Origin of the sequence: Nocardioides sp. YIM 152588, from assembly GCF_040191335.1 — a bacterium.
In the GTDB taxonomy this organism is placed as follows: domain Bacteria; phylum Actinomycetota; class Actinomycetes; order Propionibacteriales; family Nocardioidaceae; genus Nocardioides.
Genome location: NZ_JBEGDJ010000002.1, coordinates 1 through 13,080, shown reverse-complemented (window position 1 = coordinate 13,080; position 13,080 = coordinate 1). Strand labels below are relative to the sequence as shown.

Sequence of the window (13,080 nt, the reverse complement as noted above, 5' to 3'; positions counted from 1 at the left end):
CGGTGGCACGCTTGGCGCATGTGCACCGACCCCGCGGGCTGCTCGCCCGCGCGCGTGACGAGCGCCCGGGAGACGGGCGAGCGGCTGGCCGCGTGGCTCGAGGAGCTCGGCCTCGCCGACTACCTGGCCGGCGCCGGGCTCCCGACCTTCGAGCGCGACCTGGGCGGCGTGGTGCGCTGGCGCGACCCGGCCACGGGCGAGCCGCTCACCGCCGACCAGCTCGCCGAGCTGGACCGGGTGCTGCACGCGGAAGGGGACGACCCGACGCACGCGGTCCCGATCGCGCTGGTCCAGCTGCGCCGCGAGGCCCGGCTGCGCGCCCACCTGCTGACGACGCCGGCCCACACCTACGAGTACCTGGCCGGCCTCCGCGGCGCCTCCGTCAACGCGACCCGGTTCGCGGTGCACAAGGCGGCCGAGCGGCACCAGCTGCTGGTGATCGCCCACGACGGGCTCACGCTGGTCCCCGGCTTCCAGCTCGATGACGAGGGCGAGCTGCGCCCGGAGCTGGGTCCGGTGCTGGAGCCGCTGCTCGCCGCACGGATGGACCCGTGGAAGGCCTGGATCTGGCTGACGCAGCCCGCCGGGCTGCTCGCCGGCCTGGTCCCGCAGGAGGCCGCGGCCGACCCGGCCGAGGCCGACCTGGTGCGGCACGCCGCCGTCCGCCTCGCGGAGCGGGTCGCCGCCAACCGCTGAGCCCCCGAGTTGGGGGTTGCCGACCCTCGAGTTGGGGGTTGCCGACCGTCGAATCCCGGCTGAACGACCAGCGAGGTCGCAGGTCGGACGTCGTCGAGCCCCAACTCGGGTGTCGCCAACCCGCAACTCGGGTGTCGCCAACCCCCAACTCGCGGGTCGGGGTTTTTCGGATGCCCGGGTCAGACGCCGACCGGGAAGACCGTCCCCTCGAACACCGTGGCGTGCACGCCGATGTCGCGGATCGCGGCCGGCTCCACGTCGTACGGGTCCTCGTCGAGCACCGTCAGGTCCGCCCGCTTGCCGGCGGCGATGCTGCCGAGCTCGTGGTCCTGGTGGAGCGCCCAGGCGGCGTCGATGGTGATCGCCCGCAGCGCCTGCTCGAGCGTGACCCGCTGGTGCTCGCCGCGCACGGTGCCGCTCGCGGACTGCCGGGTGACCGCGGTGGAGACCGCCAGCAGCGGCTGCACCGGGCCCATCGGCAGGTCGGAGTGGAGCGAGACCGGGACGCCGGCGCGGACCAGGGAGCCGACGCGGGTCATCTGGTTCGCCCGCTCGGCGCCGAGGCCCTCCTCGGCGTACTTGTCCCCGAGCAGGTGCAGGTAGTAGCCGTTGACCGAGACGGACGCGCCGAGGCGGGCCAGGCGGGTGACCTGGTCCTCCCGGGAGACGCCGAAGTGCTGCAGGTCGTAGCGGAACTCCGCGCGGGGGTGCGCGGTGGCCAGGTCGGCGAGCACGTCGAGCGCGGCGTCGATGCCGCGGTCGCCGTTGGCGTGGATGTAGAAGTCGTACCCGGCCTCCCAGAACGGCCGCGCGATCCGCAGCAGCTCCTCGGGCTCGGTCATCCACTCGCCCTCGTGGCCGTCGATGTAGCCGGGCTCGCACAGGTGCATGGCCTGGGAGAAGAACGCCCCGTCGGCGAACGTCTTGACCGCCTTCAGCCAGCGCAGCCGGTGGCTGCCGGTGCCCTCCAGCGCCTTGATCCGGTCGACCGTGGTCTCCAGGTCCTCGCCGTTCAGGGTCATGAAGTGCCCGACCGACGGCACCAGGAAGGTCCGGAACGGCGTCTGCTCGTTCTCGTAGGCGCCCGCGAGCAGCGCCACCTCGAGGTCGACGCCGAGGAAGCTGCCGGTGGCCAGGTCGCCGCAGGTGGTGACCCCGCCCGCGTGCACCATCGCGGCGGTGCGGGCCATCCCCGCGCCGATCCGCTCCGGGGTGCCGACGTGCGGCAGCAGGCGGGTCTGCACCGGGGTCACACCGGTCTCGTAGAAGTGGCCGCGGTCGTAGTCGACCCGGCCGTGGGACTCGGCCTCGGCCGTCTCCCGGTCCAGGCCGAGCCACTCCAGGGCGGCGCTGTTGAGGAGGAATCCGTGCGCGGAGCGCTCCCAGACCACCACGGGGCGGTCCGGGGCCAGCTCGTCGAGCTCGGGGCGGCCGACCCGGCCGTGCCAGCCGGGGTGGTAGCCCCAGGTGAGCAGCGGCTCGGCGGGCTCCTCGGCCAGGTACGCGCGCAGCCGCGCGAGGTAGGAGTCGCGGTCCGGGCAGCCGGGCACCACGCCCTCGGGGAGCCGCCACTCCTCCGGCGCGGCGATCCGGCAGGTGAGGATCAGCATCGCCAGCAGCGGGTGCAGGTGCGGCTCGACGAAGCCCGGCAGGATCACCTTGTCCGCGAACCGGTCCTCGACGACGTACGGGTGGGCGTCCAGCCACGGCCGCATCGACTCGACGGTGCCGGCCTCGATGATCCGACCGCCCCGGATCGCGACGGCGGTCGCGGTCGGGTTGCCCGGCTCCATCGTGATCACCCGGCGCGCCGGGTAGACGGTGATCAGGTCGGTCGGCGTGCTGCTCTCCACCGCGGCAGCCTCACACACCGGTGACGGCGGCCGGCGCACCGGCTCCCCGCTCGACCTCCGCGGCCGCCGGGGTGTGCGCCGTCTCCGGCGCGAGGAACGCGGCCGCCGAGGCGACCAGGGCGATGACCAGCAGGTACGCCGAGATCGCCCAGCTCTCGCCGCCGCTCCACGCCAGCAGCGAGGCGGCGATCATCGGCGCGGTGCCGCCGGCGACGACCGTGGCCGCCTGGACGGCCAGCGAAGCACCGCTGGCGCGGTACTCGGCGGGGAAGAGCTCCATGAAGAAGACGCCGCCGGTCATGTACATGATCGCGTTGGTGACGCTGCCGAGGAGCAGGGCGACACCGATCAGCGCGAGGTTGCGCGTGTCGAGCAGCCAGAAGAACGGGAAGGCGATCGCGGCCAGCAGCAGGCTGCCGGTGAGGAACAGCGGCCGGCGGCCGAGACGGTCGGAGATCCTGGAGACCTGCATGCTCGGCCAGACCATCACCGCCATCACGAGGATGCCCAGCATCAGCACGGCGTCGCGGTCCATCCCGAGCTCGTCGGTGGTGTAGGAGAGGACGTAGACCGCGACCGTGAAGGCGATCGTCGAGCTGGCGATGTGCATGAAGAAGACCAGCGCCAGGCTGCGGGGCTGGTTGCGGATCGCGTCCATCACGGGGAGGCCGGACCGGCCGTCGCCGTCGTGGGCCGGCTCGAAGTCGGGGGCCTCCGGCAGCGTCCGCCGCAGGTAGAGGCCGGCCACCACGAGCACGGCGCTGAACAGGAACGGGAGCCGCCAGCCCCAACCCTCGAACTGCGCCTCGCTCAGGCCGAGCGACAGCGCGACCACGGTGATCATGGCCAGCAGTGGGCCGAGCACGCCGCCGAACTGCACCCAGCGGCTGTAGGAGCCGCGCTCACCGTCGGGCGCGTGCTCGACCAGCAGCGCGGCCGAGCTGCCCCACTCGCCGCCCAGCGCGAGTCCCTGACCGAACCGGAGCACCGTCAGCAGGGCGGGCGCGGCGATCCCGATCGAGGCGTACGTCGGCAGCAGGCCCATCCCCGCGGTCGCGACGCCCATCAGCATCATCGAGGCGACCATCGCGCCGCGGCGGCCGAGGCGGTCGCCGTAGTGGCTGAATACCAGGCCGCCGAGCGGGCGGGCCACGAAGCCGGCGGCGAAGGTCGCGAAGGCGGCGATCGTGCCGACGGCCGGGTCGAGGTCGGGGAAGAACAGCTCGTCGAAGATGAGCGCGGCCATCGTCCCGAAGATCGCGAAGTCGTACCACTCGAGGGTGGTGCCGACCGCGCCGGCGGCGTAGAGCCGTCGCCGGGTGGACCTGTCGGCCGCCGGGCGGGCGGGGTCGGTGGCCACGGGGATCTCCGTCCTGCAGGGGAATGACGGGCGTCGAGCATGGCGCGCGCCGCATCGTTCATCAAGATCGAACGAGCGAATACAGTATCTGTCCAGACCGAACAGTCGGTCGGGGGTTTCACCGAGGTCAGGAGCGACGCCCGTGGAGACCAAGCTGGAAGTGCGCGACCTCCGCGCGGTCCTGGAGGTGGCCGAGCAGGCGAGCTTCGCCCGGGCCGCCGAGGCGCTGTGGATCTCGCGGGCGAGCATGAGCGAGTACGTGAAGCGGGTCGAGTCCGTCCTCGGCGTACGGCTCTTCGACCGGACCACCCGGGCGGTCCGGCTCACCCCGGCCGGCCGGACCTTCGTCGACCACGCGACGCGTCTGCTCGCCGACCTCGACGGGATGCAGGACGCGGTGCAGGCCGCCGGCGCCCTGACCAGCGGCAAGGTGCGCCTCGGCCTCCCGGCCGGGGTGGTCAACCAGCGGATCTGGCACGCGATCTCGGTCTTCCACCGCGACCACCCGGCCGTCGAGCTGGAGTTCACCGAGACCACCGTCGAGCAGCTGGTCCGCGCCGTGCAGGGCAGGGACCTCGACCTCTCCATCGTCGCCTGGCCGGTCGGCTCACCGCCGACCCAGGTCGCGGCGGTCGAGCTGGACACCGAGCCGACGTGCGTGGCGGTCGCACCCGACCACCCGCTCGCCGCGACCGGCCGCACGGTCGCGTCGGAGGAGCTCGCCGAGATCCCGCTGGTGACGTTCACCCCGGGCTTCGTGCTGCGCACCATCGCCGAGGACTTCTGCCGGCGCGCGGGCCTCTCGCCGACGATCGCGCTGCAGAGCTCGGTCGAGGAGACGGTGGCCGGGCTGGTGCACGCGCAGGTCGGCTACACGGTCACCACCCACCACCGGGCCCGCCAGGCCGGCCTGGCGCTGCTGACCACCGAGGTGGTGAGCACCGAGCGGGTGCGCGGGCTCGCCTGGGCCGCCCAGGGCACGCTCAACCCGGTCGCCGCGCTGATCCGGGACCGGCTGATCAGCGGTTTCCGCCACGACCTGGAGTAGCGGCCGCGCCTGCCTGCCCGAGGGGCGGGTCGTGTGCCCCAGGCATCGCCCTGCCGGGGCCTCAGGCACACGACCCGGCACCGCGCCGGATGATCCAGCACTGTTCAGTCAAAGCGAATAGATAGTTCATCTATTCGGCGTTGATGGCCGATGTCACCAGCACGTAACTTTCTCCCGTGACAGTCCTGGTGGCCGCGATGATCTGCGTCGGGTTCGCGGCGATCGTCGGTGGCGCCACCGGCTTCGGCGCGGCCCTGGTCGCCACGCCGCTGATGCTGATGGTCGGCGTCGACGTCACCGAGGCGGTCGTGATCAACCTGGTCGTCGGCCTGGTCACCCGCCTCTCCGCCGCCGTCCAGCTGCGCGCCCACATGGACCGCCGCCGCGTGCTGCTCCTCGGCGGCGCCGCGATCCCGGGCGCCTGGGTCGGCGCGCTGACCGTGAGCATGCTCCCCGAGCACTACCTCAAGCCGGCCGTCGGCGTGCTCACCATCATCTGCGGCATCGCGATGGCGCTGCCCACGCGCCGCGAGCCCGCCGCCCCCTCGGCGCGGGCGACCCTGGCGGCGGGTGCGGTCGGCGGCTACCTCAGCACCACCACGTCGCTCAACGGCCCGCCGGCGGTGCTGCTGCTGAGCCGGGCGCGCATCCCCCAGCTGGGCTTCATCGCCGACCTGGCCGGCTACTTCCTGATCGCCAACCTCGCCTCGCTCGTGCTGCTGTGGCACTACGCCGACCTGCGCACGGGCGCCGTCGGCCCGATGCTCGCCGGCTGCCTCGCGGTCGCCCTGGTCGGCAACCAGGCGGGCATCGCGATCGCCCGGCGGCTCCCCGCGGGGGTGTTCCGCTCCGCGGTCGTGGCGCTGGTGATGGCCGCCGGCGCGATCACCGTCGCCGGCGCCTGAGCGCGCGGTTCAGCGCAGGTCGCTCTGCTTCCCGAACGGGTCGAAGGCGTCGTACGGGATCCGGTCGGCCACGGGTACGCCGACGGGCAGCCAGCGCCGCAGCAGCATCCGCCGCTGCGCGTCCTCCTGGGCGGCCGTCGTGACCATGTCGTTGCCGTCCATGCCGACCAGCCACACCAGGCCGCGGCCCTGGTCCTTGTCGTCGACCACCAGGGCGACGGCGAAGGTGAGGGTGTCGGCGGCCTGGCGCTGCGCCCAGTCGATCACCTGGAGCGCATCGGCCCCGGTGACGTCGTAGGCGTGCGTCCAGCCGGCGGTCGTGTCGTCGCCGCTGCCGTGCAGGTAGACGCGGAAGCGCGGTAGGTGGTCCTCCCACCCGCTGTCCAGCTCGTCGACCCCGAGAATTCGAACTTGGTCCACCGGCTCAGTGTGCCGATGGTTCGCCGCCCCGGCCCGGGAATCGTGGGATCGGGACAGAGTCCGGGGCCTACCAGCGCTGCCGGACCTCCTCGGCCCACCCGAACACGCCATCGACCCGCACCCGGTCGCCGTCGGTCGCGCGCACCGAGCCCGCCCAGGTGCCGAACGCCTGGTGCGTCCGGGACGAGATCAGCCCGAGCTCGGTGCGGTCCTCGCGGACGTGCTCGGGGGTGAAGGTGAGGTCCACGTCCTCGCCGGCGACCCGCCACGGCCGCAGCCAGTCGGCGGGGTCGTAGGTCCAGACCAGCTCCTCGCTGATCTTGGTGAGCCGGCCGTCCACCAGCAGCGCGTTCTCCACCGACCCGGTGCCGTCGGTCCACCTCCCGCCGACCTGCACCCCGACCACCCGGCCGTCGGTGCGCCCCGACCCGGCGCCCCAGTTCCACTCCACGGCGTACGGCCAGCGGCCCCGGCCGTGGTCGAGGGTCGCCCACGCCTCACCCTCCGGTACGTCGACCCCCCGGCCGTCCACGACGATCCGGCCGTTCGCGGGGCGGGCGACGTCCTTGACCGTGTACTGGAAGAGCCGGTCGCTCCACGGCACGACCACGCCGAGGCACTCGTGCCCCGCGGGGCGGTGCGCGACCACGTCGACCTCGACCCGGTCGGTGCGGCACCGCAGCCGGGTGCCGCCGTCGACCTCCTCGAGGTCGATGCTCAGCGACCGAGCCCGGGCGCTGACCGGTCCGGCGCCGAGGGTGCCGGGCAGCTGGGTGCCCCGGCCGAGCGGACCCAGCGCGTCGGCGCCGATCTCCTCCCCCGACGCGCGGTCCAGGACCCACACGGCGTTGACGGCGGCGTAGTCGATGTCGGAGACGGTCAGCGCCACGACGTGTGTCGGCGTGGTGATCGCCCAGTACTCCCAGCGCTTGTTGCGGCCCCGGCCGTACCAGCCGCGGCCGACGCCGTCCGTGCGGTGCAGCGGCACCCGGGTCCAGCCGACCGCGGCGGCGTTCAGCCGGCCCCGGGCGTCGGTCAGGTCGACCGGCGCCGTCAGCTCGGTCTCGGTCACCCGCACGGTGCTGCCCATCGCTGCTCGCTCCCTCTCCTCGTCCGCCCGGTCTCCTCTTCCACCCGGTCCAGCGGAGCCTAGGGCGTCCCTCGCCGCCGGTCAGGCCGAGGTGAGCACGACCAGCCGCTGGGTGGCGCGGGTCATCGCGACGTACCGGTCCACGGCGCCCTCGATGCCCTCCCCGAAGGCGTCGGGGTCGACCAGCACCACCAGGTCGAACTCCAGGCCCTTGGCCAGCTCGGGGGTCAGGGAGCGGACCCGCGGCCGCTCCGCGAAGCCGGGGGCGCCGATGACGCACGCGACGCCCTCGTCGTGGGCGGCGAGCCACTCCTCGACCACCGCGGCGAGGTCGCCGGCGTCGCCGTGGGCGACGGGGACCCCGGACCGCCGCACGGAGGTGGGCACGTTGGCGTCGGGCAGTGCCGCCCGGATCACCGGCGCGGCGGCGATCATCACCTCCTCCGGCGTGCGGTAGTTGATGCTCAGCGTCGCCTGCTCGACCCGGTCCATCCCGACCCGCGCGAGCCGCTCGGCCCACGTCTCGGTGAAGCCGTGCCGGGCCTGCGCGCGGTCGCCGACCACCGTCACACTGCGGGAGGGGCAGCGCCGCAGCAGCATCCGCCACTCCGCGTCGGTCAGCTCCTGGGCCTCGTCGACGACGATGTGGGCGAACGGCCCGGCCAGCTCGTCGGGGTCGTTCCCGGGTGTGGCGGACTCGTCGACCAGGGCGCCGCGCAGGTCGTCGACGCGCAGCATCGACATCACCCGCATCTCGGTGTCGTCGCTGGCCACCAGGTCCTCGACGACCCGGTCCATCTCCGCGCGCTGCGCCGCCTCGGCCTCGCGGCGCCGCCGGGCGCGACGCGACGCGTCGGGGTCGCCGAGACGGAGCCGGGCGGCGTCGAGCAGCGGCAGGTCGGCCGCCGTCCAGGCCCGGGGATCGTCGCGCCGGAGCAGGCGGACCTGCTCGGGCGTCAGGTGCGGGGCGCACCGGCGCAGGTAGGCGGGCACCTCCCACAGGTCGGCGACCAGGTCCTCGGGGTCGAGCGTGGGCCAGGCCCCGCCGAGCGCGTCGAGGATCGCCGGGTGCCGGAACAGGGCGGCCCGGAGGCGCTCGGGCGCGACCGGCGCGGCGTCGTCCTCCCCCTCGTCCCCCGGCGCATCCTGACCGTCGTCCGGCTCGCCGTCCTCGAGGTCCCGCGCGTACACCCGCTCCTCGAGCGCCGCGACGTACGTGTCCACCAGGATCTGGACGAGCTCCTCCAGCACGCGCTCGCGGGCCTCGTTGTGCGGCGTGCTCGGGTCCGGGGCCCCGAACGCCTCGGCCCAGTCGGCGGCGCCGAGCCGGAGGTCGACCCACGGCGTCTCCACGAGCAGGCCCGTGGTCGGCGCCTCCTCGTAGAGGCGGACCGCCGGCTCGATCGCGTCCGCCATCGCGGCGTCGGCCTTGAGGCGAGCCACCTCGGGATGCGGCTCGGCGGGCAGGGCGGCGCCGCCCGGCACCATCTCGCGCAGCGTGCAGGTCCGCACGCCCTCCTCGCCGAGGCTGGGCAGCACGTCGGCCACGTAGGCGAGGTAGGGCTGGTGCGGGCCGACGACCAGGATCCCGCCGCTGCCGCGCCCCAGGCGCGGATCGGCGTGGAGCAGGTACGCCGCCCGGTGCAGCGCCACCACCGTCTTGCCCGTGCCGGGGCCGCCGTCGACGACCAGCGCGCCGCGGGAGTCGGCCCGGATGATCGCGTCCTGGTCGGCCTGGATCGTGGTCAGCACGTCGCGCATCCGCGCCGACCGGCTGGCGCCGAGGCTGGCGATCAGCGCGGAGTCCTCGTCCAGCGCCACCGGGTCGCCCGCGGCGTCGGGCGTGAGCGCCTCGTCCCAGTAGTCGGTGATCCGCCCGCCGGTCCACCGGTACCGGCGGCGGGTCCGCACGCCCATCGGCCGGGCGTGGGTGGCGGCGAAGAACGGCTCGGCGGCGGGCGAGCGCCAGTCGACGAGCAGCCGGCCGCCGTCGCGGTCGGCGAGGCCGGACCGGCCGACGTAGACCATCCTCCCGTCCTCGGTGACCATCCGCCCGAGGCAGAGGTCCATCCCGAAGCGGCGGAGCGTGCGCAGCCGGCTGACGGTGCGGCGCACCTCGTGGTCGCGCTCGAGCACGTCCTGCGCGGAGCCGCCGGCCTCCCGTCGTACGGCGTCGAGGCGGTCGGTCAGCTCGGCGACCGCGTGATCGAGGCTGGCGGCGACGGCGGCGAGGTGTGCCTCGTCGGCCGCGATCAGCCGCGCGTCGGCCTTGGCGGCGAGGCGGGCGGGCAGGGCGAAGGCTGAGGCGGACGGCGGGACGGTCAGGGTCGGCTCCCAGTGGTCTAGCGGGCTTCCGGAGAATCGCCGCGGGCGGCGGCGAACGGGGATTCTGCACCCGCCCGGGGGCCTTGCCGCAAGCCCCGGTTGCCGCTATACCTTGGTACTGGAGGCCCCGCTTGCGGGGCCTTCGCCAATTCCTGGGCTCCCCCGCACTCCGCTCCGGGCATCAGGTGCCGAGCAGCTCCCGCATCAGCTCGATCTCGGCCGTCTGCGACTTCACGATGCTGGACGCGAGCCGCCGCGTCGGGCGGTACTGCCCCTCGTCCAGCTCGGTCTCGGCCATCTCGATGGCGCCCTCGTGGTGGTCGATCATCATCGTCAGCCACATCGCCTCGAACCCGGACACGTCGGCGTCCGCGAGGGCGTCGAAGTCGTCGCCGTCCATCATCCCGGGCAGGTCGTCCTCCAGGCCCTCCATCGCGTCGCCCATGTGGTCGAGGTCGCCCATGCCGTGGCCACCGTTGACGTGGTCGCGCATCGTCGCCGGGATCTCCTCGTCCCACGCGACGAGCCAGTCGACCATCTGCTCGATCTCGGCGGCCTGGGCCTCGCGGATGTCGATGGCGAGCTGCTCCAGGGTTGGGTCGTCGGTGCGACCGCGGAGCACGTCGACCATCACCAGCGCCTGGGCGTGGTGCGGGATCATGGCCGTGGCGAACTCGACGTCGGCCTCGTTGTGCTCCGTCGCGGAGGCGCCCCCGCCACCACCGCTCTCGCCGGCCCCGTCCGCCGAGCTCCCCCCGGAGCATGCCGCGACGGCGAGGAGCAGCCCCACCAGGAGCACCCCCAGCCCTCGCCGCCGCGACCCGTCGCCCACCACGCGGCCAACCTACGTCGCCGCACAACCGAGGCGGAGGCGGGCGACCTCAGGCCTCGCTCGGCGGGCAGAGGCAGAACGGGTGCCCGTCGGGGTCGATCATCACCCGCCAGGTGGCGCCCTCCGGCTGCTCGGCGGCGACCTCGGCCCCGAGCGAGACGGCGTGGGCGGTCGCCGACTCGAGGTCGCCCACGCGCAGGTCGAGGTGGAACTGCTGCGGGTGGGCCTGGCCCGGCCACTCGGGGCGGCCGTAGTCGGCCACGCTCTGGAAGTTCAGCGTGGTGTCCAGCGCCTGCATCTGGGCGTAGCCGTACTCCGGGTACCTCCCCGTCACCTCCCCGCCCATCAGCGCGGCGTAGAACTCGGCGGACCGGACGGCGTCGGGGCTGTCGATCGTGAACGCGATGAACCCGGTGACGGGCGTGGCGGAGGAGGTCATACGACCAGCGTGCACCGGACCACCGACACCCGGCCCGCGAGCGGGACCGCGGCCCGCAGATGGTGGATGCCGCGCGCCCTCCCGCGCGCCTATGCTCCCGCCATGTGGGTCGGCGTGCTCGGCCGTACGGTCGTGGCCGATGCCGGGCGGGCGATCGAGATCCAGACCGGCAAGCACCGCGCGCTGCTCGCCGCGCTGGCGCTCGCTGCCGGCCGCCCGGTGGGCCGGGACGCGCTGATCGAGGCGCTGTGGGGCGCCGACGCCCCGCCCAGCGCGGCGGGCACCCTGCAGACCTACGTCTCGGCGGTGCGCCGGCTGCTCGAGCCCGGCCTCGCGGCGCGCGGCGCGTCGACCCACCTGGTCAGCGTGGACGGCGGCTACCTGCTGCGCGCCGGCGTGGACGCGGCGGAGTTCGCCGCCGCCGTGCGCGAGGCGCACGCGACCCTCGGCCCCCTGGCCCGGCGGACGGTCCCGGTCGCGAACGACCCGGCGGCGCTGGACGCGCTGCTCCCCCGGCTGGAGGCGGCGCTGGCGCTGTGGCGCGGGACCCCGTACGCCGACCTGCCCGACACCGACCTCGTCGTCCCCGAGCGCGCCGGACTCGCCGAGCTGCGGACCCTGGCCCGCGAGGACCGGGCAACGGTGCTGGTGGCACTCGGCCGAGACGCCGAGGCCGCGGCCGAGCTGGAGGCGCTCACCGCCGAGCACCCCCTCCGGGAGCGGCCGTGGACCCTGCTCGCGGTGGCGCTGGCGCGCGGCGGCCGGCAGGCCGACGCGCTCGCCGCCCTCGACCGGCTCCGCGCCGCGCTCGACGACGAGCTCGGCCTGGAGCCCTCCCAGGCGGTCAACGAGCTGCAGACCGCGATCCTTCGCCACGACCTGCCGGCAGCACCCCCGGCGACCGACGGGTCCGCCGGCGGCGCCGCCCCCGACCTCACCGCGGGAACGCCGCACGCCGAGCCGGTGCCCGCCCGCCTGGTGCTGCCGGAGTGGCCGCTGGTCGGCCGCGACGCCCACCTCGGGGTGCTGGAGGCGGCGCTGGCCGAGGCGGACCGCGGCGTGCCGCAGTTCGTCACCATCCGGGGCGAGGCCGGGGCCGGCAAGACCCGGCTCGGGACCGAGTTCGCCGCCCGGGCCCGGGACGCCGGCGCCCTGGTGCTCGTCGGGCGGTGCTCCCAGGAGGAGGACGCACCCCCGCTGTGGCCGTGGCTGCAGGCGCTCGGCGAGGCGGTCGCCGGCGTCGGCGGGGCCGACCACGACGCCGCGCGGTTCGCGCTCGCGGAGTCGATCCGCGTCCTGCTCACCGACCTGGCCCGCGACGGCACCGTGGTGCTCGGCCTCGAGGACCTGCACTGGGCCGACGCCTCCTCGCTGCGGGTCCTCCGCCACCTCGCCGCCCACCTCGACGCCGGTCGGCTGATGGTGGTCTGCACGTGGCGGCGCGGCGCCCGCCAGCGGATCCGCCCGCTGGCCGAGGCCGCCGAGGCACTGGCGCGGCGGCATGCCACCGACCTCGAGGTCGCCGGGCTCTCCGCGGACGAGACCGCCCGGCTGCTGGCGGCGGTCACCGGCGAGACCGACCGGGCGCTGGACCCGGCGCTGGATCCGGCGCTCATGGAGGCGCTGCACCGGCGGACGGACGGCAACCCGTTCTTCCTCATCGAGTACGGGCGGCTGGCCCGCGACGAGCACGCCGACCTCGACGACCTGCTCGACCAGGTGCCGGCCACCGTCGCCGCCGTCGTCGACCGTCGGATCGCCCAGCTGCCGGACCGCACCGCCGAGACGGTCACGGCCGCGGCGGTGATCGGCCGCGAGTTCGACCTCGGCCTGCTCGCCGAGGCCCTCGGCTCGGGCGAGGACGCGGTGCTGGCCCTGCTCGAGCCGGCCCTCGCTGCCGACCTGCTCCAGGACCTCGGCGACGACCGCTTCCGATTCGCCCACGCGCTGGTCCGCGAGACGGCGTACGGCGCGCTGCCACCGTCGCGGCGCGAGCGGATGCATGCCACCCTGGCCGGGCTGGTCGAGACCGCCCCGGACGCCGACCGGCGGGCGCCCGAGGTCGCCCGGCACTGGGCGGCCGCGGGGCGGCGGCACCGCGGGCGGGCCCAT

Annotated in this window: 11 protein-coding genes; 4 read left to right on the top strand and 7 right to left on the bottom strand. The window is 74.8% G+C overall.

What is annotated here, in order from left to right:
* The first annotated feature begins 18 nt into the window (after positions 1-18).
* Complete coding sequence (locus ABLM29_RS01855) at positions 19-696, top strand: hypothetical protein (RefSeq protein ID WP_349711874.1); 678 nt, start codon at positions 19-21, stop codon at positions 694-696.
* A 179-nt stretch (positions 697-875) separates the two neighbouring features.
* On the opposite strand, the gene ABLM29_RS01850 is transcribed toward ABLM29_RS01855, so the two are convergent.
* Positions 876-2,549, bottom strand: coding sequence for an amidohydrolase (locus ABLM29_RS01850; protein WP_349711873.1), 1,674 nt, complete (start codon positions 2,547-2,549; stop codon positions 876-878).
* Positions 2,550-2,559: 10 nt separating this feature from the next.
* Positions 2,560-3,909, bottom strand: coding sequence for an MFS transporter (locus ABLM29_RS01845; RefSeq protein WP_349711872.1), 1,350 nt, complete (start codon positions 3,907-3,909; stop codon positions 2,560-2,562).
* A gap of 142 nt (positions 3,910-4,051) precedes the next feature.
* Between ABLM29_RS01845 and ABLM29_RS01840 the strand changes: the two genes are divergently transcribed.
* On the top strand, positions 4,052-4,957 hold the full coding sequence (locus ABLM29_RS01840) for a LysR family transcriptional regulator (protein ID WP_349711870.1): 906 nt from the start codon (positions 4,052-4,054) through the stop codon (positions 4,955-4,957).
* A gap of 176 nt (positions 4,958-5,133) precedes the next feature.
* Positions 5,134-5,862: a sulfite exporter TauE/SafE family protein gene (locus ABLM29_RS01835; protein ID WP_349711869.1), complete on the top strand. Its 729-nt coding sequence runs from the start codon at positions 5,134-5,136 to the stop codon at positions 5,860-5,862.
* A gap of 9 nt (positions 5,863-5,871) precedes the next feature.
* Here ABLM29_RS01835 and ABLM29_RS01830 read toward each other — a convergent pair whose 3' ends face one another.
* From ABLM29_RS01830 to ABLM29_RS01810, 5 genes are all read right to left on the bottom strand, one after another.
* Positions 5,872-6,282, bottom strand: a complete 411-nt coding sequence (locus tag ABLM29_RS01830) for a hypothetical protein (protein ID WP_349711867.1) — start codon at positions 6,280-6,282, stop codon at positions 5,872-5,874.
* 67 nt (positions 6,283-6,349) lie between these two features.
* On the bottom strand, positions 6,350-7,372 hold the full coding sequence (locus ABLM29_RS01825; RefSeq protein ID WP_349711865.1) for a DUF2804 domain-containing protein: 1,023 nt from the start codon (positions 7,370-7,372) through the stop codon (positions 6,350-6,352).
* Positions 7,373-7,453: 81 nt separating this feature from the next.
* On the bottom strand, positions 7,454-9,625 hold the full coding sequence (helR, locus tag ABLM29_RS01820) for an RNA polymerase recycling motor ATPase HelR (protein WP_349712158.1): 2,172 nt from the start codon (positions 9,623-9,625) through the stop codon (positions 7,454-7,456).
* A gap of 253 nt (positions 9,626-9,878) precedes the next feature.
* On the bottom strand, positions 9,879-10,532 hold the full coding sequence (locus ABLM29_RS01815; RefSeq protein WP_349711864.1) for a DUF305 domain-containing protein: 654 nt from the start codon (positions 10,530-10,532) through the stop codon (positions 9,879-9,881).
* A 46-nt stretch (positions 10,533-10,578) separates the two neighbouring features.
* Entirely contained in the window at positions 10,579-10,968 is a 390-nt protein-coding gene (locus ABLM29_RS01810; RefSeq protein WP_349711862.1) for a VOC family protein, read from the bottom strand.
* 102 nt (positions 10,969-11,070) lie between these two features.
* Here ABLM29_RS01810 and ABLM29_RS01805 point away from each other — a divergent pair.
* On the top strand, positions 11,071-13,080 hold a 2,010-nt coding region (locus tag ABLM29_RS01805), incomplete at its 3' end, for an ATP-binding protein (protein WP_349711860.1).

What these genes read in the sequence shown, in the direction of transcription:
- ABLM29_RS01810 (WP_349711862.1), bottom strand. Translation starts at nt 10,968, where the DNA reads ATGACCTCCTCCGCCACGCCCGTCACCGGGTTCATCGCGTTCACGATC.
- ABLM29_RS01825 (WP_349711865.1), bottom strand. Translation starts at nt 7,372, where the DNA reads ATGGGCAGCACCGTGCGGGTGACCGAGACCGAGCTGACGGCGCCGGTC.
- ABLM29_RS01855 (WP_349711874.1), top strand. Translation starts at nt 19, where the DNA reads ATGTGCACCGACCCCGCGGGCTGCTCGCCCGCGCGCGTGACGAGCGCC.